Source organism: Mycobacterium sp. E802 (genome assembly GCF_001666875.1).
Classification (GTDB): domain Bacteria; phylum Actinomycetota; class Actinomycetes; order Mycobacteriales; family Mycobacteriaceae; genus Mycobacterium.
Genome location: NZ_LZJD01000067.1, coordinates 54,377 through 76,729, shown reverse-complemented (window position 1 = coordinate 76,729; position 22,353 = coordinate 54,377). Strand labels below are relative to the sequence as shown.

Genomic DNA, 22,353 nt, shown 5'->3' with positions numbered 1-22,353 from the left:
TTGGTTACCGGTGGGGATCGGGGTGACCGCGGCCGCCGTGGTCAGTTCATTGCTCACCGCATTCGTCATCGTCACCACGCTGGCCGCAAAGCTGTCCGCGAAGGATTCGGTGTATGCCGTCGGCGCCAGAACCTATGAGGTGAAACCGATTCCGCCGGCACCGCGCCGCCTTCCCGAGCCCGCCACCGCCGCGGCTGCCGCGGCATTCGCATTCGACGGCTCCGGCTTCGTCGGCTCGGCGGCCCGGTGCCGGGAGAACCAGACGGCACGCGCGATCGGACGCACCGAGGGCTCACTCGTGGTGATCTGCCTGGATCGCAGTGGCCAACTCGAGTATCACGGCGTGCGACTCTCCGACCGGGCCGCGCTCGCGGCCTCCGCCGATCTCACGCCCGGTCGCCGGTTCGTGGCGCGGAACTATCAGGTCGACTACGCGGTCTCCCCGACCGAGTTGCTCGTCACGTCGGGGAGCGCGGTGCTCAAGCGCGAGCCGATGGTCGAGTACCGAGAGATCTTGTCCGCACCCGTCGTCGTGGCGCCGCGGTAACCGGGAGCGAGACGGATGAACTCGACATCTGCATTCGAACTGGCCGGCACCGATGCGATCGGGCAGGCGGCACTGGCCGCGGCCGGCGAGGTGACCGCGGTCGAACTTCTCGACGCCGCGATCACCCGGCTCGAGGCGGCTCGCGGCCTCAACGCCGTGATCCTCGACCTGTTCGACCGGGGACGATCCCAGGCCGCGGACCTCGACGAGTCCGCTGTGCTGCGCTCGGGGCAGGCCGGTCCGCTGGCCGGCGTGCCGTTTCTGCTCAAGGATCTCGGGGCCGCACTGGCCGGCACCCGCGAGGCGATGGGCTCGGTGGCCTTTCGGGACCACGTCTCGGCGGACACCGCGTGGACGGTGCAGCAGTACCTGGCTGCGGGCCTGGTGGTGTTCGGCAAGACCAATACCCCGGAATGGGGAAACCACTGCACGACCGAGCCGGTGCTGTTCGGCGCCACGGCAAATCCCTGGTCGCCGGCGGTCACCCCGGGCGGATCCAGCGGCGGCTCGGCAGCGGCCGTGGCCGCCGGCGTGGTGCCGGCCGCCTCGGGCGGAGACGGCACCGGGTCCATCCGGGTGCCGGCGTCGTGCTGTGGACTGGTCGGCCTCAAGCCGCGGCGCGGCCGGTCGTCGTTCGCACCCGAGGGCGGCCACGGACTCGAGGGCCTGGTGAACAACCACGCATTGACCCGGACGGTCCGCGACTGCGCGGCGTTGCTCGACGTCATCGCCGGCAGCGCGCCGGGTGATCCCTACACCGCCGCCACCCCGACCCGTCCGTTCCTCGAGGCCGTCGGACGGACACCACCGGCACAGCGCGTCCTGCTCGCCACCTCGTCACCGTTCCCCACCGACCGGATCGATCCCGATGTGGTCTCCGCGGTCGAAGCCACCGGCCGGCTGCTGGAGAGCCTCGGGCACCGGGTGGAGCCCGGGGCACCGACGATCGACCCGGATGCGGTGGCCGACGCCGTCGCGGTGCTGCACGCGGTGAGCAATGCCGCCCTGCACGAGCTGGCCGCGGCCCACCTCGGCCGCCGGCCGCGCGAGGACGAGTTCGAGGCGAGCAGCTGGGTGATGATGCGGGAGGGTTTCGCCACCACGGGCCTGGCCTACGCCGACGCGATCGCCGCCATCCATGCCCAGACCCGGCGGTTCGCCGCGGGTATGACCGGTCACGATGTGCTTCTGGTGCCGACCCTGCTGACCGGCCCGCCGCCCTACGGCCTGCTGAATCAGCCACGAGGCACGACCAGGGCCTTTTTCGACGTCGAGTTCGCCACCACCGGCTGGACGTCGCTGGCCAACGTGACCGGTTGGGCAGCAGTTTCACTGCCGCTGGGCCGCACCCACGACGGTCTGCCGATCGGCGTCCAGCTGATGGCACCGGATGAGGCGATCCTGCTGAGCTTGGCCGGCCAACTCGAGCAGGCAGCGCCATGGGCGGCTCACATTCCGCCGCGGTGGGTGGCCGGTACCACTACGACGTAGCCGCCGATATCCTCTGAGGCGACAGCCATCTTCAAAGGAGTGGACAACCTCATGGTGAACCAGCAGCAGGCCGACAAGATGACCACGGGCAAGGGGTTCATCGCCGCACTCGACCAGAGCGGTGGCTCGACCCCCAAGGCCCTGCGGCTCTACGGGGTGGAAGAGAGCGCCTACTCCTCCGAAGACGAGATGTTCGATCTGATCCACCAGATGCGCTCGCGCATCATCACCTCGCCGGTGTTCAACGGTGACCGGGTGCTGGCCGCGATCCTGTTCGAGCAGACGATGGACCGCTCCATCGAGGGCAAGCCCACCGCCACCTACCTGTGGGAGGACAAGGGTGTCGTCCCGCTGCTGAAGATCGACAAGGGGCTGGCCGACGCCGCCGACGGCGTGCAGGTGATGAAGCCGATGCCCGGCCTGGACGAGCTGCTGGCCCGCGCCGCGAAGAACGGCATCTTCGGCACCAAGGAGCGTTCGGTCATCGGCGCGGCCAACCCCGAGGGCGTGGCCGCCGTGGTGGCTCAGCAGTTCGACGTGGCCAAGCAGGTGCTCTCCCACGGTCTGATCCCGATCATCGAGCCCGAGGTCACGATCTCGATCTCCGACAAGGCCGAAGCCGAGAACTTGCTGCGCGACGAGATCGCCAAGAATCTCGATGCATTGCCCGCCGACCAGAAGGTCATGCTCAAGCTGACCCTGCCGTCTCAGGCCAACCACTACCAGTCGCTGGTCGAGCACCCGAAGGTGATGCGGGTGGTGGCCCTGTCCGGCGGTTACTCGCGCGACGAGGCCAACAAGCTGCTCGCCCAGAACACCGGTGTGATCGCGAGCTTCAGCCGGGCGCTGACCGAGGGATTGTCGGCCCAGCAGAGTGACGACGAGTTCAACGCCACGCTGGACAAATCCATCCAGTCCATCTACGACGCCTCCATCGCGGGCTAGTCGCGGACCCGGCGAGACGCAGATGGTCATCCCGATCGATCGCCCCAAGCTCGAGGGCAATGTCGCTGTCGGCGACGGCCGGCAACTCGGCTTTGCCGAGTTCGGCGATCCGCAAGGCCGGGCGGTGTTCTGGCTGCACGGCACCCCGGGGGCCCGGCGCCAGATCCCGACCGAAGCCCGGATCTACGCCGAGCGGAACCACATCCGGTTGATCGGGGTGGACCGGCCGGGCATCGGGTCCTCCACGCCGCACCAGTACGACCGCGTGCTGGATTTCGGTGACGATCTGCGCACCATCGCCGACACGTTGGGCATCGACAAGATGGCCGTCATCGGGTTGTCCGGAGGTGGGCCCTACACGCTGGCCACCGCGGCCGCCATGCCCGACCGGGTGATGGCGGCCGGGGTGCTCGGCGGGGTGGCGCCCATGGTCGGCCCCGATGCGATCAGCAGTCCGCTCATGCAACTCGGCGCGGTGGTCGCGCCGGTGCTTCAGGTCGCGGGGGCACCGATCCGGTTGGCCGCTTCCGGGCTGATCCGGTTGATCCGTCCGGTCGCCTCCCCCGCCCTGGAGATCTATGCGCGGATCTCCCCCGAGGGGGATCGACGCATGCTGGCCCGGCCGGAGTTCAAGGCGATGTTCCTCGACGACCTGCTCAACGGCAGTCGTAAGCAACTCGCCGCGCCGTTCTACGACATCGTGGTGTTCGAGCGTGACTGGGGCTTCCGGCTCGACGAGGTCAAGGTTCCGGTGCACTGGTGGCACGGCGATCACGACCACATCGTGCCGTTCTCCCACGGTCAGCACGTGGTCGCCCGGCTCCCCGACGCGGTGATGACCGAACTGCCCTACGAGAGCCACCTCGGCGGCTTGGGCTGCGCCGAGGAGATCATGGGCACGATGATCTCGACCTGGGACAAGTCGGGTACCGAGCCCGTCCGGGGTTGACCTCAGCCATTGTTGAGGGTCGAGGCTGTCGTCATGACAACCTCGATGACTGGAGCCACTTGCGCCGCGGATTACAGCCACCAGGTGATTGCAGACCTATACCTAGAGCATGCCTAATCAATGTGAATAGTGTTGCAGCCCACGGAGAGTCACCTTGCCACCGGCAACTCCAGGCACGAACTAGTCGCCGCCGCCGGTGAGGGCCCGGCGCAACAGGTGCATCGCCACGGTGGTGGCCCGCTCGCGGATATCGGAACGATTGCCCGGGAGCCGGATCGTGCGCGTGATCGACGTCGATCCGGCCCGAACAGAGAAACACACGGTGCCCACCGGCTTGTCCGGACCACCGCCGCCCGGCCCGGCAACACCACTGATGGCCACCGCGGTGTCGGCACCGAAATGGTGCAAGGCGCCGGTCACCATCGACTCGACCACCGGTTCGGACACCGCGCCGTACTCGGTGATCAGACCCGGATCCACGTTCAGCATTTCGGCTTTCGCCTCGTTCGCATAGGCGACGACGCCGCCGACGAAGTAATCCGAGCACCCTGGCATGTCGGCCAGCCGAGCCGCCAGCAGGCCGGCAGTGCAGGACTCCGCCGTGGCGATGCGATGTCCGGCCAGCAGGGCGGCGACCTGCTCGTCGACCGTCGACCCGTCCTCGGAGTACAGCGCGGCGCCGTGACGGTCGCGCAGCAGCGCCAGCAGGTCCTGATAGGTGCCGGCGGCACGGGGCTCGTAGCGGGTGACGATCTCCAGTTCACCGCGGCGCAGGCACGTCGTGATCTCCAGCGCATCGAAATCCGGGATCGTCGATTCCGCGTCACGCAAGGTCTCGGCCAAACCGGATTCGGCCAGGCCGAACATCCGCACCATTTCCTGGGTGTAGCTGGTTCGACCCGAAATTGCCTGTTGCACAGCATCGGTCGCGAGAGCGGTGTGCCACATGGGCTGCAGTTCACGCGGCGGCCCGGGCAGCACCACCACGGTCGGCGGGCCCGCCACGACCACCCCGGGGGCCGTGCCGACCGGTTCGAGCACCTCGGCACCGAGCGGCACCAGCGCCTGCTTGCGGTTGGCGGCGCGGACCGCGTCGAAATCCACACCCGGACGCTCGCCCATCAGCTTGCGCAGGATCGCGGCGATCCGTTGCTCCAGCGCCTCGTCGAGCACCAGCTCGCGGCCGCAGAACTCGGCGACCGTCGCCACGGTGAGATCGTCGGCGGTCGGGCCCAGCCCGCCGCTCGTCACGATCAGGTCCACGCCCTGCGAGGCCAGGAACTGCAGTTGCGCGGCGATGTCACCGGGGCGGTCTCCGCAGATGGTGATGTGTGCGAGTTCCACCCCGAGCTCGAGCAGCCGATCGGCCAACCACGGCCCGTTGCGGTCCTGAACCCGGCCCGTGAGTACTTCTGTCCCGGTTACGACGATGCCTGCGCGTGCGCTCACCCCGTGAACCTTACGCAGCGCGCTCACCGAGTGGCTCAGAAGCTGTAGCCCAATTCGGCCGGAACCTCGCTCGCGAAGGCGGCGCCGAGCCGTCGCACCAGTTGTGGATCGTTGCAGCGCAACCGGTTTGCGGCAGCGAACGCTTCCGGGCGATGGCTGCCGAGATAGAGGCTGCCGAGCACGTCGAGGTCGATTTCGATGTCCGCGGCAGCGTCGACGGGCGTACACCGGGCCCGGCCGCCGCGGATCTCAAGCGCGAATCGTCCACCGTCACCGCGGAAACCGTCGGTGACCGCCAGCACGACATCGAGATCCGCCTGATACCGGCGAACCTCGAGTGCCGCCGCGATGTCCATGATGCGGATCCACAGATCGTCACTGCTTGAGGTCACCCGAACCAGCCTCGGATTGGTCAGCAGATAGGGCAGCACGTCGCCCGGATGCGTCCAGACCGAGACCGTCTCCATGAGGTCCATGCCCAGCAGCGCCCGCCACAGGGCGATGTAGGCATCGGGCGTCACCGCGGTCACTTCGCGGACCCGGATCGACCGGGTCTCCCCGCCGTGTACCCGGTAGAGCGCATAGCCGTCCCGATGCAGGAATGCGAACAGTTCCGACCCGCCGTCGCGGGTGTTCTCCCGGTCGGCGAGGACGTCGTCCCACAACGGCATCGGGCACACCAGCCCGCCCGGCGTCTGCTGCCGCCATCGGTCGTAGATCTCGGCGAGTGAGTCCCGCTGCTCGGCAGGGTTGACCAGCCGCACCCCGCCCGGGTCGGGTACGCCGGCGCGGAACTCGGCGAACCGGCGATCGATCGACATCTGGTGGACGGTGGTGGCCGGACCGTAGCCGAACCGGCCGTAGATCCCGCCCTCGCTGGCGGTGAGCGCGGCAATCGGGTACCGGGCATCGGCGATCCGCTGGTGCAACTCGGTGTACATCGCGCGCAGGATTCCACGGCGGCGATGGGTAGGGGCGACTGCCACGTAGCTCAGACCTGCCGTCGGCACCACCGCCCCTCCGGGGACGGTGAGCTCCAGATCGAGGTAAAGCGACTGCCCGACGATGTCGGCGGGCCGGTGCCCGTCGGGGCCGGCGGCGCGCATCACCACGGCGCCCTCGGCGGCCACCATCTGCCGCCAGACCGCCATCGACTCTGGGTGGGCGTTTTCGCCGAACGCGGTGTTGCCGAGCAGAGCCATGGCCGGCCAGTCGGCGTCGGTGACGCTGTGCAGGGTCAGATGATCGTCAGGCACAGAACCCGACAGTGCCACACCGTGATCCGGGGGCGCGACTGATTTTCCCCGTGGCGGGATGGCCGCGCGACGTGTCAGCGCTTGAGCCAGCTGTTCAGCGTGGCCACCTCGCGGGTGTAGGTGGTCATGATGTCGTCCTGGTACAGCGTGGCACCGCTGATCGCGTCCGAGCCCTGCCACACCACCCTGATCCGGTTCGCACCGCGCTGGTAGACATCGACCCGGTCGACGTCTCGGTGCAGCCATCCGGTGCTCTCGGCGAGCCGGCCGACCTCATGGCGCTCATCGGTTGTGGTCATGCGCCGATCCTATCGCCGCACCCGCTGGTCGATCGGAACCACCGTGGGTGCACTGTTGTAACCGCTGACCCGTACCCAGTTCGCCGCGGGCGCCGATCCGCTCACCCGGCCGGTCAGCTCGACCGTCTCCCCCGGATAGACCGTGACGTAGTTGTCGGAATATTCGATGGGCAGGATCTCGTCCCCGTCATGGGTCGTGGTGATCTCGGCTCGCTCGAAGAACGCGATCCGGCGCCCGGGATTGTGCAGGCGGATCCGCACGCCGGCGTTCGCGTCGGGTCCGGAGCCGGCGCTCTCGTCGCGCTGCGCGGACACCTCCAGCCGGGCCCGGGCCATGGTGTTGAGTGCGGTCAGGTCGGCCCAGCTGCTCTGCACCAGATCGAACGCCTGATCGTTGACCGGTGGGCCGACGTCGTCGAGCTGCTGCGACTGCCAGTAGGTGTTGTCGGCGACGACCGCACCGGTCTCGTCGAGCAGCTCACAGCGCACGAAGACCACAGGTGAATCGGGGGCCGGCCGCGGCAGCACCACGGCGGGCACGGCGCCGTTCGACGGCACGGCCGGCATCGCGGCGGTGCCGTCGTCGCGAACCCGTCCGGTCAGGTCGTAGGTACGTACCCGCACCCGCAGGCCTGTCCGGTCCTGAGGTGACTGGTTCACCACGGTCACGTTGGCGGTGTCGTGGTCGCCGGTGGCGTAGGCGTCGAACACCACCGACAGCGGACGCAAACCCTTCTTGGCCCCGTAATACGCGCCGCCCGGCCGCAGGTAGTAGTCGAAGATATGACCGAAAAACGACGGCCAGTGACTGTTGAGCATCCAGTAGATGGTCATCTTGTGGTTGTCCCACCCGCCGGCGGCGAACGCCTCGAACTGCGCCCGGGTCGACTCGTAGTGCGCCAATTGCGCCTTGCGGGCGAATTCCTCTGCGCTGCGCGAGGATCCGTACCGTTGGACCACCGCGGTGCGGATACTCTCCAGCGCGGCGTTGCTCGGGTTGGCCCCGGCGTGGAAGTACCAGGCCTCGTTGATCGGCCAGAGCTTGTCGGGCGGGATGAACTTCTGCAGGCTGGCGAACGGCGGGATGTGCTCGTTGTCGCCCTGTTCGGCGTTGGAACCCCGGGTGGCCTGATAACGGCCGCTGAACCAGTAGCTCGGCGGACGCCAGGTATACGGGCCGGCCATGTGGATGCCGTCCCAATCGGGTTCGCCGTCGGCACCGCGGGCCAGTGACGACACGGTGTCGACGACGGTGTTGGGCCAGTGCAGGTCGCGCAGGATGCCGTGGTAGCCGGCGAGCACCGGCGCCGGCGGCTTGCCGTCACTGCCGTTGGCCCACAAGAAGGCCGAGGCGTGTCCGCGCAGCGACAGGATCTGGCTGCGCATGCTCTCGTCGGCGACCCGGCGATCCTCATCGTCCCACTGCCACCACTTCTCCCACTGGTTGCAGCACATCCACCCGTACATCAGCGGGATGCCGAGTTCGTCGGCCCGCTCGATGATGTTGTCGCCGGGGAACTTTCCCTCCAGACGCAGCATGTTGAGTCCCAGGTCGCGGACGTAGCCGAGGATGGCGTCCTCCCGCGGCGGGTCGTACTGGAACAACAGGTCGGGCGTGTATGCCGCGCCCCGGACCAGGAAGTCGCGGCCGTTGACCGTCAGGTAGAAGTTGCCGCCACGCCCCAGGTCGGGGAACTGCTCGTCGTTGTCGCGATGCTGCGCCACGGTGCGGATGCCGAACCGCGAATCCAGTGTGTCGGTGGGCCTGCCGTACCGCAGAAACTCCAGCCGTAGGTCGTACAGGTCGGGACTGCCCATGGTGTAGGGCCACCACAGATCGGGGTCGTTCACCCGCAATGCGTCGAAAGTGTCCGGGTCGAACCGGATTTCCCGTTTCTCCCCCGGCGCCAGGTTGACCGCCTGATCCACCGAGATGGTCGGTTTTCCCGGCCGGCTGATCCGGGCCCGCACCACACCTCGCATCGGCACGTCGGCAGTGTTGCGGAGGTCGGAATAGACGGTCAGGCGGGCGGAGTCGGTGGCCGGCAACGGCAGCTCGGTGGTGACCAGCGGATCGCTGAGCACAACCTGGCCCGAGTAACTGAGGTAGACGGGTTTGAAGATGCCCGCATTGCGGTCGGCCACATAGGAATTGCCGCGCAGCGGGTTCTTGTCCGGACCCTGATAGCCGATGCGGTTCCAGTTGATCCAGTCCCACCAGCTGTCGGCCAACTCGACGCCGTCGATGTCCTGCAACGACTGTTCGGGGGTCACCCTGACGGCCAGCGTGTTGGCCCCGCCGGGGTTGATCCACGGGGTCGCGTCGATCTCGTGGATCGTGTGCATGCCGACGACGAGCGAGTTGCCGGCAATCAACTTTCCGTTGAGCCACACCTCGGCGCGGTAGTTGATCCCGGGAAAATCGAGCCGATAGCTGGAGCTGCCTGCCGGGGCGCTGAAAGTCGTGCGGTACCACCAGTCCTGGCGGAACAGGTCGTCGGGTACCTCGGCCAGGTTGTCGCCGACGTACAGGTCCGGATAGGTGCCGTCATCCTGCAGTGCCGCCAGCACGGTCGACGGCATGCGTTTGACCTCGTGCCAGTCACCGTCGACCTCGCCGGGCGAGGACAACGTCGCGCCGTCGGCGCGCACGGTGCGCGCCGACGCGAGCTGCCAGCCCCGTGCGATCTCGATGCGCCCCGACGGCGGCTCCGGCTTGGCGAACGGCGGGAAATCGGCGGCGCACAGCGAGCCGACCAGCAGTGCGACGAGAAGAAGGCCCGCCAGACCCGCCAAGGTCAGGCCGGCGCGACGGTTCCGGGCGGAAATGGGCAGCTCCTCATAGACCGGTGCGGCATCGGGTACCGAATCGATGCCGTGCCGGGGTCATTCTGCCGTGACCGGAACCGCCTCGCGCGGGCGGTGCACCTTCTAGAGCTTGTGCGGAACGTCGTTGACGATGCCGCCGTCCATGACGAACTCGGCGCCCGTGGCGTACCGCGACTCGTCGCTGGCCAGGAACACCACGAAGGTGGACACCTCGTCGGGTTGCCCGGGGCGACCCAGCGGGATGCTCAGCATGTCCTCGGGGAAGTGCTCGGTCATCGGGGTTCGGATGAAGCCGGGATGTATCGAGTTGACCCGGATCTGCTTGGAACCGAGCTCGAGCGCAGCGGACTTGGTCAGGCCGCGCACGGCCCACTTCGACGCGACATACGGATGCACCATCGCCGCACCGCGCAGACCCTCGATGGATGAGACGTTGATGATCGACCCACCGCCGGCCGCCTTCATCGCCTTGACGCAAGCCTGCATGCCCAGGAAGGTGCCGGTCAGGTTGACGTCGATGACCTTCTGCCACTGGGCCATATCGAACTTGCCGATCTGACCGAGCGCGACGATGCCGGCATTGTTCACCAACACGTTGAGCAGACCGAACTCCGAGACGGCGGTGTCCACCGCGGCGTTCCACTGGTCTTCCTGCGTGACGTCGAGGTGCACGTAGCGCACCGAATCCCCGAGTTCGGCGGCCAGCTTTGCGCCCTCGTCATCGAGGATGTCGCCGATCACTACCTTGGCGCCTTCGGCGACCAGCGCACGCGCATGCTCGGCGCCCATCCCCCGCGCACCGCCGCTGATCAATGCAACTTTTCCGTCTACCCGTCCCATGACGGGTGAGGCTACCGCAACGGAACGCAAAAATAGAACATGTTCCAATTTCGCCGTCCAGGCCGCATACTCACGTCGTCATATCTCGTCGGTATGTCGTCGCTAACAAGATTTCGCAAGGAGCACAATGGCCATCCGCGTCGGATTGTTCGGCACCGGAAACTGCGGCGCGCTGGCGCTGATCCAACTCATCGAGGATCCCCGGTTCGAGTTGGTGGCCGTCGGCGTGTCCAACGACGACAAGGTCGGCACCGACGCCGGCGAACTGGCCGGGCTGGGCGTGACCACCGGAGTCATCGCGACCCGGGGCATGGAGGACGTGTTGGCAGCCAAGCCGGACTGCCTGGTGTACTGCGCGATGGGCGACACCCGACCCATCGAGGCAACCCGCGATGTGATGGCGGCGCTGTCCGCCGGGATCAACGTGGTGGGATCGGCTCCCGGCGGTCTGCAGTTCCCGTGGGGCGCCATGCCGCAGAAGGCCATCGACCGCGTGGAAGATGCTGCGCGAAGCGGTAATTCGAGTGTGTACATCACCGGGGTCGATCCCGGATTCGCCACCGACCTGGTGCCGTTCGCCATCGCCAGCACCTGCCAGCGCATCGACCAGATCAAGACCATGGAGATCGCCGACTACGCCACCTACGACGGCGCCGAGGTGATGTCGGTCGTGATGGGCTTCGGCAATCCGATGGACCGCCCGGGCATGCTCTTCTACCCCGGCATCCTCAGCGCCGCCTGGGGCACCGCGATCAAGATGCTGGCGGCCGGCTTGGGCGTCGAGGTCGAGGAGATCACCGAGAGCTATGAACTGGAGCCCGCGCCAGAGGACATCGAGGTGGCCACCGGCGTCATCGCCGAGGGCACGGTGGCCGCGATGCGGTTCGAGATCAACGGCATGGTCGATGGCAAACCGTTGATCGTCGTCGAGCACATCACCCGGGTGCGTGAAGACCTGCGCCCGGATTGGGCCCAGCCGGCCCAGCCGGGTGGCTCCTACCGGGTCGAGATCAGCGGCGAGCCGTCCTACGTCGTGGACATCTGTCCGACCAGCAGCCGCGGCGATCACAATTACGCGGCGATCCTGGCCGCGGCCGGCCGGATCGTCAACGCCATCCCCGATGTGGTGGCCGCCCCCGCCGGCATCCGAACCACGCTGGACCTCCCGCTGGGCACCGGCAAGGGACTGTACCGACGCGATTAGGCGCCCGGCCGCAACCTGCCGTCGCCTCGGCGACGACCACTGGGCCGAGGCAGGGTCAGCACCGGCCAGCCGTGATCGGCGGCCGCGGCCGCCAGCCGCGGCCGCGGGTTCACCGGCCGGGGATGACCGACGAGCCGCATCAGCGCGCCATCCTCGTCACCGTCGGCATAGAAGTAGCTGCCGGCCAGCTCGATCTGCCTGGTGTGGCAAAAGTCTTGCACCGCAGTGGCTTTGCGCGGACCCCAGATGATCGGCTCCACGATGTCGCCGGTCAGCCGACCCTGACTGTCCGTCTGGAAGTGGTTGCACAGCACGTGGTCGATCCCCAGGTGACGTGCCACCGGCTCGGCGTGGATGGTCAACGCCGAGGAGCTCATCACGACGGTGTGGCCGCGCTCCTGGTGTCGACGCACCACGTCGCGCATGTGCGGATAAACGCGCTGGGCGATCCGGTTCTCGAACAGGTACTCCCCCAATGCGTCGAGCTCGACCAGGGATTCGCCGCGTAGATACCGGGCCGCGCGCACCAGCAGCCGCTCGAATGGCATCCGGCCGATCCGGTAGCGCACCGAGGCCTCGATGATCCCGGCGATCTCACCGAAAGCCGCCTGCCGGCGTCGGATGCGGTGACCGGCGTGCGCGGTTGCGGTGAAGCCGTCCACCAGGGTGCCGTCGAGGTCGAAGAACACGCCGACCTGCGCCCCGCCCGGACCGAACCCGATCTCCTCGAGTGATTCGGGTGGCGACAAGGTGCGGCCCATGCAGCTAGTACACCAAGCAGGTACGACACCCGGCCAGTCGGAGTGGCATTCGTCGCCGAACTGACACGAATCTGCCGGGTCGGGCCCCGAATGGCCTCACAGTCGTACTAAACTAGAACACGTTTCATTTCTGTCCGGGCCAGATCGGTCGAGGACTCCCAAGCCACATCGTCACTACAAGGAGCTCAGATGCACACCGCACTCTGCGACGAGCTCGGGATCGACGTCCCGATCTTCGCGTTCACCCACTGTCGCGATGTCGTGGTCGCCGTCAGCAAGGCCGGTGGCTTCGGCGTGCTCGGCGCCGTCGGGTTCAGCCCCGAACAGCTCGAGATCGAGCTCAACTGGATCGACGAGCACATCGGCGACCACCCCTACGGCGTGGACATCGTGATCCCCAACAAGTACGAGGGCATGGACGCCAACATGTCCGCCGACGATCTCAAGGGCATGCTGCAGTCCCTGGTGCCCCAGGAACACCTGGATTTCGCCAAGAAGATCCTCGCCGACCACGGCGTGCCCGTCGACCACAGTGACGACGACGCGCTGCAGCTGCTCGGCTGGACCGAGGCCACCGCGACGCCCCAGGTCGAGATCGCGCTGAAGCACCCCAAGATGACGCTGATCGCCAACGCGCTGGGCACCCCGCCGAAAGACATGATCGACCGCATCCACGCCGAGGGCCGCAAGGTCGCGGCGCTGTGCGGTTCGCCGTCGCAGGCCCGCAAGCACGCCGACGCCGGCGTCGACATCATCATCGCCCAGGGCGGCGAGGCCGGCGGGCACAGCGGTGAGATCGGCTCGATCGTGCTGTGGCCCCAGGTGGTCAAGGAAGTGGCCCCGGTTCCGGTGCTGGCCGCCGGCGGTATCGGCAGCGGTCAGCAGATCGCGGCGGCGCTGGCGCTCGGCGCCCAGGGCGCCTGGACCGGATCGCAGTGGGTGATGGTCGAGGAGAGCGAGCACACCGAGCAGCAGCACGCCGCCTACGCCAAGGCCACCAGCAAGGACACCGTGCGCAGCCGCTCGTTCACCGGCAAGCCGGCCCGCATGCTGCGCAACGACTGGACCGAGGCCTGGGAAAACCCGGACAACCCGAAGCCGCTCGGCATGCCGTTGCAGTACATGGTCTCCGGCATGGCCGTGGCCGCGACGCACAAGTACCCCAACGAGAGCGTCGACGTCGCGTTCAACCCGGTGGGCCAGGTGGTCGGTCAGTTCACGAAGGTCGAGAAGACCTCCGCGGTGATCGAACGCTGGGTGCAGGAGTACCTGGAGGCGACCGGCGCCCTCAACGCCCTGAACGAGGCCGCCGGCGTGTAACCGGATCCCACGTCGGACCGAATGGCTGCGAATCTCTCGATTCGCAGCCATTCGTCGTTTTCCACAGGGTCTGGACCGCCGCTGTCCGGATTATGTAGGGTTACATACATAATTCCGGCGAAAGGGTTTCGAGATGACTGGCCCCCGCGAACGCATGGTGGCTTCGGCCGCCCTGCTGATCCGTGAACGCGGAGCGCACCCGACCGCGATCGCCGATGTGCTGGCCCACAGCGGCGCGCCCCGCGGCTCGGCCTACCACTACTTCCCCGGCGGGCGCACCCAACTGATGTGCGAGGCGATCGACTACGCCGCCGATCACGTCGCCGCGCGGCTCTCCCGGGCCGGCAGTGCCGCAATTTTGCTCGACGACATGGTGACCGGATTCCGTAAGCAGCTGTTGGACACCGATTTCCGGGCCGGCTGCCCGGTCGTCGCGGTCTCGGTCGAGGCCGGGGACCCGGCGCTCGACCGGGCCGGAGCCGCGTTCACCCGGTGGACGGGGCTGATCGCCGATCGGCTGCGCGCCGACGGAGCCGACGAGAAGCGTGCCGAGGAGCTGGCCATGCTGATCATCACGGCTGTCGAAGGGGCGATCGTCGTGGCCCGCGCCACCCGCGACGTCACACCGCTGGACCTCGTCCACGCCCAGCTTCGTGCCCTCGTCACCGACGGGAGCGCATCGTGACCGTCGACGGCTGGCAGCACACCGCCTGCATTCTGTGTGAGTGCAACTGCGGCATCGTGGTCGACGTCGAGGACCGGCGGTTGGTCAAGATCCGCGGCGACAAAGAGCATCCCGCATCCCGCGGGTACACGTGCAACAAGGCGCTGCGGCTGGATCATTACCAGAACAACGCCAACCGGCTGACCACCCCGATGCGGCGCCGCGCCGACGGCAGCTACGAGGAAATCGACTGGGACACCGCGGTCACCGAGATCGCCGAGGGGTTCCGCGGGATTGCCGACACCCATGGCGGCGACAAGATCTTCTACTACGGCGGAGGCGGCCAGGGCAATCACCTCGGCGGCGCCTACAGCAGCTCGTTCCTGAAATCCCTTGGGTCCCGGTACCGCTCGAACGCATTGGCACAGGAGAAGACCGGCGAGGCGTGGGTGGACGCCCAACTCTACGGCGGACACACCCGCGGCGAATTCGAGCACGCCGAGGTCTCGGTCTTCGTCGGCAAGAACCCGTGGATGTCACAGAGCTTTCCGCGGGCCCGCGTGGTCCTCAACGAGATCGCCAACGACCCGGCCCGGTCGATGATCGTGATCGACCCGGTGGTCACCGACACCGCGAAAATGGCCGATTTCCACCTGCGGGCACGGCCCGGGACCGACGCGTGGTGCCTGGCCGCGCTGGCGGCCGTGCTGGTGCAGGAAAACCTCTGTGACGAAACGTTTCTCGCCGAGCACGTCCGGGGTGTCGAGGCGGTCAAGGCCGAACTGGCCGAGGTGGACATCGTCGAGTACGCCCGCCGCTGCGGGGTCGACGAGGCATTGCTTCGCGCCGCGGCGCGCCGGATCGCCGGTGCCTCGAGTGTCTCGGTGTTCGAGGATCTCGGCGTCCAGCAGGCGCCGAACTCCACGCTGTGCTCCTACCTGAACAAGCTGCTGTGGATCCTCACCGGCAACTTCGCCAAACCCGGTGGGCAGCACCTGCATTCGACCTTCGCGCCGTTGTTCAGCAAGTCGGGTGTGGGACGCAGCCCGGTGACCGGCGCCCCCGTCATCGCCGGGCTCGTGCCGAGCAACGTCGTGCCCCAGGAGATCCTGACCGACCACCCCGACCGGTTCCGGGCGATGATCGTGGAGAGCAGCAACCCGGCGCATTCGGTGGCCGATTCGCGCGCGGTCCGGGCCGCGCTGGCCGAGCTCGAACTGCTCGTCGTGATCGACGTGGCGATGACCGAGACGGCGCGACTGGCCCACTACGTGCTGCCGGCCGCCAGCCAGTTCGAGAAGGTCGAGGCGACGTTCTTCAACCTGGAGTTCCCGCACAACACCTTCCACCTGAGACATCGGCTGTTCGAACCGCTGCCGGGCACCCTGCCCGAACCGGAGATCTGGGCGCGGCTGGTACGTGCCCTCGGCGTCGTCGACGAGGGTGAACTGCGGCCGCTCCGCCAGGCGGCTCGAGCCGGGTTGTCGGCGTTCAGCGCGCAGTTTTTCACCGCCGTGGCGGCGAATCCGACTTTGGGCCGGGTGCTGCCGCATGTGCTCTATGAAACGTTGGGGGCCGCCCTGCCGGACGGACTGGCCGGGGCCGCCGCACTGTGGGGTCTGGCGCAGAAAGCGGCGATGACCTACCCCGACGCGGTCCGCCGGGCCGGGCATGCCGACGGTAACGCGCTGTTCGAAGCGATTCTGGCCGGCCCGTCGGGGATCACGTTCACCGTCCACGAGTACTCCGACGATTTCGGGTTGATCGATCATCCCGACCACAAGATCGCCGTGGAGATTCCCGAGATGCTCGCCGAGATCCGGGCGCTACGCGCCGAGCGCGCGACCCTGACCAGCCCCGAGTTTCCGATGGTGCTCTCGGCCGGCGAGCGGCGGGCCTACACCGCCAACGACATCTTCCGCGATCCCGGTTGGCGCAAACGCGACACCAACGGCGCGTTGCGGATCAGCATCGAAGACGCCACCGAGCTCGGTCTCGACGACGGCGATCTGGCCGAGATCACCACGGCGGCCGGAAGCGCTCAGGCCACCGTGGAGATCAGCGCGGCGATGATGCCGGGGCACATCTCACTGCCCAACGGTTTCGGGCTCGACCACACCGACAGTGCAGGCCGCACGGTGGTGCCCGGGGTGGCGCCCAACGAACTCACCTCGACGCAGTGGCGCGACGTGTACGCGGGCACCCCCTGGCACAAGCACGTCCCGGCCAGGGTCGAGCGGATTGCGGTACCGAGCGTTCCGTCCTGACCGGCGCGTCAGGGCAGCGGCGCCGGCGCCGCGGCCGGGGCCGGGGCTGCTTGGACCGCGGGAGCAGGCACTGCGGGCGCCCCGGGGGCAGGTGCTGCGGGCGCCCCGGCGGCGGGCGGCGCGCCCGGCGAGAGCGGCACGTTCGGGCCCTGGATCTGGTTCGGGACCGGGGTGTTCATCCCGCGTTGGGCCAGACCGAGGATCAGCGCTTCCTTGCCGCTGATCTCTTGGTTCTGCACGGCATGCCACAGATCCTTGAGGTAGCTCAAGTTGGGAGTTTCAGTTCCCTGGCCGGTGGGGTCCATCGTCGATCCGGGCGGCAGCGCCTCCGGGCTGGCGAGGTGCGGGACGCCCTCGGGTGCCGGGGCCGGCTGATCTGCGGCGACCGCAGCGACTGCACCCGGCGCCGTCGGCGCCGGAGCCGGCGCGGGAGGTGCCGGCGGGGTGCCCGGGTCAGCGGCTGCGGACGCGATCACCGACAGCGCAATGGCCGGCCCGGACACACTGCACGTCAAGGCGAACACGACCCTTCGGATATCGACACGCATCTTCGCTCGGCCTCCTCTGTTGCTCCGGGGACAGATGGTAACGCTGAGTGCATCGCGGCGCTCGTCCAACCGTTACAGCGCGCGAATCAGAACACGTTCCAATACCAACGTGTGAGAGTTTCTCGGAACCGGCTCCGAGGCGGCCCACCTGTGGTGTAGCAATGGCTTAGGCCACTACACCACGTCATCGAATACCACGTCGTTGCGAGGAGCGCGCACGCCATGCCGACCTTGAACCTCCCGCCCGGATTCGACTTCACCGATCCCGACATCTATGCCGAACGACTGCCGGTCGAAGAACTCGCCGAGATGCGCCGGCTCGCACCGATCTGGTGGAACGAGCAGCCGCTGGGCCGGGGAGGTTTCGACGACGGCGGATTCTGGGTCGTCACCAAACACAAGGACGTCAAAGAAGTCTCTTTGCGCAGCGACGTGTTCTCCAGCCAGGAGAAGACCGCGCTGCCGCGCTATCGCGACGGCAGCGTGCAACAGCACATCGACCAGGGCAAGTTCGTGCTGCTCAACATGGACGCGCCCCACCACACGCACCTGCGCAAGATCATCTCGCGGGCATTCACCCCGCGCGCCGTCGAACGCCTCCGCGCCGACCTCGCCGAAAGGGCACGCACGATCGTGCAGACAGCGGCGGCCGAAGGCTCGGGCGATTTCGTCGAGCAGGTGTCCTGCGAGCTGCCCCTGCAGGCGATTGCGGGTCTGATGGGCGTGCCGCAGGAGGACCGCAAGAAACTCTTCGACTGGTCCAACCAGATGGTGGGCGACCAGGATCCTGAGTTCGCCTCCAACGACGCGGTCAGCGCCTCGGTCGAGTTGATCATGTACGGGATGCAGATGGCGGCCGAGCGGGCCAAGAATCCCGGCGACGATCTGGTCTCCACGCTGCTGCAAGCCGACGTGGAAGGCCACAAACTCTCCGACGACGAGTTCGGCTTCTTCGTCATCCTGCTCGCCGTGGCGGGCAACGAGACCACCCGCAATTCGATCACCCAGGGGATGATGGCGTTCGCCGACCACCCCGATCAGTGGGAGCTGTTCAAACGCGACCGCCCGGCCACCGCCGCCGACGAGATCGTGCGGTGGGCCACGCCGGTGACGTCATTTCAGCGGACCGCACTTCGCGACACCGAGTTGGCCGGCGTGCCCATCAAGAAGGGGCAACGGGTGGTGATGTTCTACCGCTCGGCGAACTTCGACGAGGATGTTTTCGAACAGCCCTACTCGTTCAATATCCTGCGAGACCCGAACCCGCACGTGGGCTTTGGCGGCACCGGTGCCCACTACTGCATCGGGGCGAACTTGGCCAGGATGACGATCGATCTCATCTTCAACGCCATCGCCGACGGAATGCCCGACCTGGCGCCACTGGCGGCGCCGGAACGGCTGCGGTCGGGCTGGCTCAACGGGATCAAACACTGGCACGTGGACTACCGGCCGGCGTCCGGGTAGTCGATGATCGAACGCCAATAGTCCTCCGGAATCTCGGTGTTCGACCGCAGCACCATCGACAGGCCGGTGGCCATGGCGATGCCGAGCACACCGAGCCACAGACCGGCGGCCGCGATTGCGATCCAGAGCGCGGTTGTCAGTACCGGCCACGGTGACACCATCGCCAGCACCGGCGCGAAGAAGAAACCGGCCCCCACATAAGCCGCCGAACCGGCCCGGTCGGCAGCCAGGACGAAATGCAGCCAACCCGGAATCCGTTGGGGCGAGGCAGATCTGTCCCGCATCGTGTCCTCCTCTTGTCGCCGGACTCCTCCACGGTGACGCTCGGGAGTAACCGCGGCAATTACCTCTCAGGTAGTGGTGCGCGCACCGGACGTGGGCGAGACTCAGGGCGTGACGAGCACGGAAGCGCGAACTCCGATCGGCTCACTGATGCGCTCCTGGCGGTTGCGGCGTCGCATCAGCCAGCTGGACCTGGCCATCGAGGCCGACGTCTCGGCCCGGCATCTCAGCTTCATCGAGACCGGACGAGCGGTGCCGAGCCGGGCGATGGTGCTGCGACTCGCCGACGCCCTCGACGTTCCGCTGCGAGAACAGAACCAGCTGCTGCTGGCAGCCGGGCTGGCGCCGGTCTACGCGGAGCGAACGCTGGAGGATCCCGAGATGAGCGCGGTGCGCGACGGTGTCGCACAGGTCCTGCGGGCCTACGATCCGTTTCCGTGCGTCGTGATCGACCGCACGTGGAATCTGTTGCAGGCCAACGCGGGCGCTGCGCTCATGCTCGACGGCGTCGCACCTCATCTGCTGTCCCGGCCCAATGCACTGCGCATCTCCCTGCATCCCGAGGGGATGGCCCCACGGATCCGGAACCTGGCCGAGTGGCGGCATCACCTGATCAGCCGGCTGCGACGGGAAGTCACCGTGAGCGGATCGGCCGAACTGGCCGAACTTCTCGCCGAGGTCGAGGCCTACCCGGGCGGCATGGAACCGGTCCGCGATCTCGGCGGGGTGGTCGTGCCGTTGGAACTGACGGGACCGGATGGCACCGCGCTGACCTTTCTCAGCACCGTCACGACCTTCGGCACCGCACTGGACCTGACCGCCGCCGAACTGAGCATCGAGGCGTTCCTGCCCGCCGACGAGACGACCGCCGCCGCCGTGCGCACTGGTCTTACCACTTGACCTCTTACCAATAGCGGTGGCAGCATGGCCCCATGGCGCTACAACCGGTGAGCCGTCGCTCGGTACCGGAGGACGTTTTCGAACAGATCGTCACCGAGGTGCTCAGCGGACAGATGCAACCAGGTGAGCCGCTGCCCAGCGAACGTCGGCTGGCCGAGGTGCTGGGTGTCTCCCGGCCAGCGGTGCGCGAGGCCATCAAACGGCTGACCGAAGCCGGTTTGGTCGAGGTCCGGCAAGGTGACGCCACCACGGTGCGCGACTTCCGCAAGCACGCCGGCCTCGACCTGCTGCCCCGACTGTTGTTGCGTGCGGGTGAGCTCGACGTCAGTGTGGTACGCAGCATCTTGGAAACCCGATTGCACAACGGCCCCAAGGTCGCCGAGTTGGCGGCCCGCCGCGCCGGCCACGAACTGGTGGCCGCGCTCGGCGCGACGGTCGACGCCCTGGCGGCCGAGCCGGACGCCGTCGAACAACAACGCCATGCGCTGGCATTCTGGGATCAGGTGGTCGACGGAGCGGATTCAATCGCATTCCGCTTGATGTACAACACTCTTCGCCAAACTTACGAGCCGGCGCTGCCTGCCCTGGCCACCATGATGGCAGCCGAGGTCGGTCATGCCGAGGCATACCGGCGAGTTGTCGAGGCCATCGCGGCAGCGGACCCGGCGGCGGCTCGGGATGCCGCCGCGGACCTCTTGCAGCCGGCTACCGATGCGCTCCTGACTGCCCTCGACGCGTTGGAGGAAAACCGATGACGCGCAACGTCTTCACGCTCGGTGACGCGGCCCGGGAATTCATCAGGCACCCCTCCCCCTGGATGATCGGCGCCGCATTGGTCACCAGCGTCGGCGCGCGCTGCGCCGTGGGCGATTGGCAGATTTCCGACGCGCTGGTGCCGGTGGCGATGTTGGCGCTGTTCCCGTTCTTCGAATGGACCGTCCACGTGGCGATCCTGCATTGGCGGCCACGCACATTCGCCGGGGTGACCATTGACCCGCTGTTGGCCCGCGACCACCGCCGACACCACGTCAACCCGCGCGACATCGGCCTCATCTTCATTCCATGGCAGGCGTTGCTGTGGATCCTGCCGGTCGCGACAGCGCTCGCCCTACTTGCGTTCCCACGTCCGGGCCTCGGCCTGACGTTCCTGTCGGTCTTGACCGTACTCGGCGTGTGTTACGAATGGTGCCACTATCTGATCCACAGCGATTACACGCCGAAATCCGCGTTGTACCGCGCAGTTTGGCGCAATCACCGGCAGCACCATTACAAAAACGAGCACTACTGGTTCACGGTGACCACCGCCGGAACCGCTGACCGGGCGCTTGGAACCCACCCCGATCCGGCGACAGTGCCCACCTCACCGACGGCCAGGAACCTGCACGGGGCTACGCCTGCACGACGATAGGGTCGCCCAGGTGCACGTTGTTGAAGTACCAGTCGGCGTTGTCCGGGCTGAGGTTGATGCAGCCATGGCTGACGTTGGCATACCCCTGTGAGCCGACCGACCACGGCGCACCGTGTACATAGACGCCGCCCCAGGTCACCCGGACCGCGTCGTAGACGGTGAGCTTGTAGCCCTCGGGATCACTCAGCGGAATGCCGATCGTGCGTGAATCCATCACCACGACAGGCTCTTTGGACAACGCGGTGAAGGATCCGATCGGCGTCGGATGCTTCGGCTTGCCCATCGAGGCCGGCATCGTCCGGACCACCTCACCATCGATACTCACCGTGAACGTGTGCGCGTCGATGTCAGCCACGCCGAGCACCTGCGATCCGGTCTCGAAGCTGGTCTTGGCGCCGCCCGCGGACACCGAGATCGTCGAATGCGCGGGCCAGTACTGGTCGGGCTGCCACTGCATCACATCGTCACTGAGCCAGGTGAAGGTGCCCGTCGGAGTTTGGGGCGAACTGATCCGCAGGCTGCTCTGCGCAGCGGCGCGGTCGGTGACCGGGGCATCGAAGGTCACCGTCAGCGGCATCGCGACCCCGACCACCGACCCGGCGGCCGGCTCGATCGTGGCCCCGGGTTCGGGCGTGCTGACCGCGGCCGTTGCGACGGTGACCGTGCTCGCCGCAGCGAGGGTGGCGACACCGATCGCCGCAAACACTTTCAGTACCGACGCTCGAACGGTTCCGAATGACGACGATGGGGCGCTACGCATTACACCAGTGTAGGTGCTCTCCGAGACTGTCCCCTTGAGGCGCAGCGTGGCGGCGGCCGCCCGGGGTTCGTGGTAGCGCGAGGAGTTGCCCATGGTGAATTCATCGACGCATCAGGTCAGAACGTTTCACCGTGCGCTTCGGCAGGGGTTGACGGGCGCCCAGGAACACG

Annotated in this window: 21 protein-coding genes; 12 read left to right on the top strand and 9 right to left on the bottom strand. The window is 67.5% G+C overall.

Translation table 11 applies throughout. The features are described from left to right. The first annotated feature begins 22 nt into the window (after positions 1 to 22). Genes A5699_RS10295 through A5699_RS10280 form a run of 4 tightly spaced genes read left to right on the top strand, consistent with a single transcriptional unit; the run spans position 23 to position 3,932 of the window. Entirely contained in the window at positions 23 to 547 is a 525-nt protein-coding gene (locus A5699_RS10295; RefSeq protein WP_067768859.1) for a hypothetical protein, read from the top strand. A gap of 15 nt (positions 548 to 562) precedes the next feature. Next, complete coding sequence (locus A5699_RS10290) at positions 563 to 2,038, top strand: amidase (protein WP_067768816.1); 1,476 nt, start codon at positions 563 to 565, stop codon at positions 2,036 to 2,038. Between the two features lie 51 nt (positions 2,039 to 2,089). Beyond that, entirely contained in the window at positions 2,090 to 2,983 is an 894-nt protein-coding gene (locus A5699_RS10285; RefSeq protein ID WP_067768857.1) for a fructose bisphosphate aldolase, read from the top strand. A gap of 22 nt (positions 2,984 to 3,005) precedes the next feature. Beyond that, positions 3,006 to 3,932 (top strand): alpha/beta fold hydrolase, encoded by a 927-nt coding sequence (locus A5699_RS10280; protein WP_067768814.1) that lies wholly within the window; start codon positions 3,006 to 3,008, stop codon positions 3,930 to 3,932. Positions 3,933 to 4,112: 180 nt separating this feature from the next. Here the strand turns inward: A5699_RS10280 and A5699_RS10275 are convergent, their stop codons facing one another. From A5699_RS10275 to A5699_RS10255, 5 genes are all read right to left on the bottom strand, one after another. Then, positions 4,113 to 5,381 (bottom strand): competence/damage-inducible protein A, encoded by a 1,269-nt coding sequence (locus tag A5699_RS10275; protein ID WP_067768812.1) that lies wholly within the window; start codon positions 5,379 to 5,381, stop codon positions 4,113 to 4,115. 35 nt (positions 5,382 to 5,416) lie between these two features. Next, a complete protein-coding gene (locus A5699_RS10270; protein WP_255378776.1) occupies positions 5,417 to 6,637 on the bottom strand; it encodes an enhanced intracellular survival protein Eis in 1,221 nt (406 codons plus the stop codon). A gap of 74 nt (positions 6,638 to 6,711) precedes the next feature. Further along, the gene (locus A5699_RS10265; protein ID WP_067768810.1) at positions 6,712 to 6,936 is read right to left on the bottom strand and encodes a hypothetical protein; all 225 of its coding nucleotides are present in this window, start codon (positions 6,934 to 6,936) and stop codon (positions 6,712 to 6,714) included. A gap of 9 nt (positions 6,937 to 6,945) precedes the next feature. After that, positions 6,946 to 9,732: a glycoside hydrolase gene (locus tag A5699_RS10260; RefSeq protein ID WP_369806681.1), complete on the bottom strand. Its 2,787-nt coding sequence runs from the start codon at positions 9,730 to 9,732 to the stop codon at positions 6,946 to 6,948. A 135-nt stretch (positions 9,733 to 9,867) separates the two neighbouring features. Next, positions 9,868 to 10,605: a glucose 1-dehydrogenase gene (locus A5699_RS10255; protein ID WP_067768808.1), complete on the bottom strand. Its 738-nt coding sequence runs from the start codon at positions 10,603 to 10,605 to the stop codon at positions 9,868 to 9,870. A gap of 127 nt (positions 10,606 to 10,732) precedes the next feature. On the opposite strand from A5699_RS10255, the gene A5699_RS10250 reads away from it, so the two are divergent. Beyond that, positions 10,733 to 11,809, top strand: a complete 1,077-nt coding sequence (locus A5699_RS10250) for a diacylglycerol kinase (RefSeq protein WP_067768805.1) — start codon at positions 10,733 to 10,735, stop codon at positions 11,807 to 11,809. Here the strand turns inward: A5699_RS10250 and A5699_RS10245 are convergent. Beyond that, complete coding sequence (locus A5699_RS10245) at positions 11,806 to 12,570, bottom strand: HAD family phosphatase (protein ID WP_067768803.1); 765 nt, start codon at positions 12,568 to 12,570, stop codon at positions 11,806 to 11,808. The two genes, A5699_RS10250 and A5699_RS10245, sit on opposite strands and share 4 nt — an antisense overlap. A gap of 189 nt (positions 12,571 to 12,759) precedes the next feature. Here A5699_RS10245 and A5699_RS10240 point away from each other — a divergent pair, with 189 nt between their 5' ends. The 3 genes from A5699_RS10240 to A5699_RS10230 all read left to right on the top strand — a co-directional run bounded on the left by A5699_RS10240 (position 12,760) and on the right by A5699_RS10230 (position 16,821). Next, a complete protein-coding gene (locus A5699_RS10240) occupies positions 12,760 to 13,890 on the top strand; it encodes a nitronate monooxygenase (protein ID WP_067768801.1) in 1,131 nt (376 codons plus the stop codon). 133 nt (positions 13,891 to 14,023) lie between these two features. After that, positions 14,024 to 14,575 (top strand): TetR/AcrR family transcriptional regulator, encoded by a 552-nt coding sequence (locus A5699_RS10235; protein WP_067768799.1) that lies wholly within the window; start codon positions 14,024 to 14,026, stop codon positions 14,573 to 14,575. After that, positions 14,572 to 16,821: a molybdopterin-dependent oxidoreductase gene (locus A5699_RS10230; RefSeq protein WP_067768797.1), complete on the top strand. Its 2,250-nt coding sequence runs from the start codon at positions 14,572 to 14,574 to the stop codon at positions 16,819 to 16,821. Before A5699_RS10235 ends, A5699_RS10230 begins: the two co-directional genes overlap by 4 nt. Before the next feature lie 8 nt (positions 16,822 to 16,829). Here A5699_RS10230 and A5699_RS10225 read toward each other — a convergent pair whose 3' ends face one another. Next, positions 16,830 to 17,369 (bottom strand): hypothetical protein, encoded by a 540-nt coding sequence (locus A5699_RS10225; RefSeq protein ID WP_067768795.1) that lies wholly within the window; start codon positions 17,367 to 17,369, stop codon positions 16,830 to 16,832. Between the two features lie 222 nt (positions 17,370 to 17,591). On the opposite strand from A5699_RS10225, the gene A5699_RS10220 reads away from it, so the two are divergent. Further along, the gene (locus A5699_RS10220) at positions 17,592 to 18,833 is read left to right on the top strand and encodes a cytochrome P450 (protein WP_067768793.1); all 1,242 of its coding nucleotides are present in this window, start codon (positions 17,592 to 17,594) and stop codon (positions 18,831 to 18,833) included. On the opposite strand, the gene A5699_RS10215 is transcribed toward A5699_RS10220, so the two are convergent. Further along, on the bottom strand, positions 18,812 to 19,117 hold the full coding sequence (locus tag A5699_RS10215; RefSeq protein ID WP_067768791.1) for a hypothetical protein: 306 nt from the start codon (positions 19,115 to 19,117) through the stop codon (positions 18,812 to 18,814). The two genes, A5699_RS10220 and A5699_RS10215, sit on opposite strands and share 22 nt — an antisense overlap. A 109-nt stretch (positions 19,118 to 19,226) precedes the next feature. Between A5699_RS10215 and A5699_RS10210 the strand changes: the two genes are divergently transcribed. Genes A5699_RS10210 through A5699_RS10200 form a run of 3 tightly spaced genes read left to right on the top strand, consistent with a single transcriptional unit; the run spans position 19,227 to position 21,423 of the window. Beyond that, positions 19,227 to 20,015: a helix-turn-helix domain-containing protein gene (locus A5699_RS10210; protein WP_067768851.1), complete on the top strand. Its 789-nt coding sequence runs from the start codon at positions 19,227 to 19,229 to the stop codon at positions 20,013 to 20,015. Between the two features lie 32 nt (positions 20,016 to 20,047). Further along, positions 20,048 to 20,770, top strand: a complete 723-nt coding sequence (locus A5699_RS10205; RefSeq protein ID WP_067768789.1) for a FadR/GntR family transcriptional regulator — start codon at positions 20,048 to 20,050, stop codon at positions 20,768 to 20,770. Beyond that, on the top strand, positions 20,767 to 21,423 hold the full coding sequence (locus A5699_RS10200; protein WP_067768787.1) for a sterol desaturase family protein: 657 nt from the start codon (positions 20,767 to 20,769) through the stop codon (positions 21,421 to 21,423). Before A5699_RS10205 ends, A5699_RS10200 begins: the two co-directional genes overlap by 4 nt. Here the strand turns inward: A5699_RS10200 and A5699_RS10195 are convergent. After that, the gene (locus A5699_RS10195) at positions 21,404 to 22,183 is read right to left on the bottom strand and encodes a L,D-transpeptidase family protein (protein ID WP_067768849.1); all 780 of its coding nucleotides are present in this window, start codon (positions 22,181 to 22,183) and stop codon (positions 21,404 to 21,406) included. The two genes, A5699_RS10200 and A5699_RS10195, sit on opposite strands and share 20 nt — an antisense overlap. Positions 22,184 to 22,353: the final 170 nt, after the last annotated feature.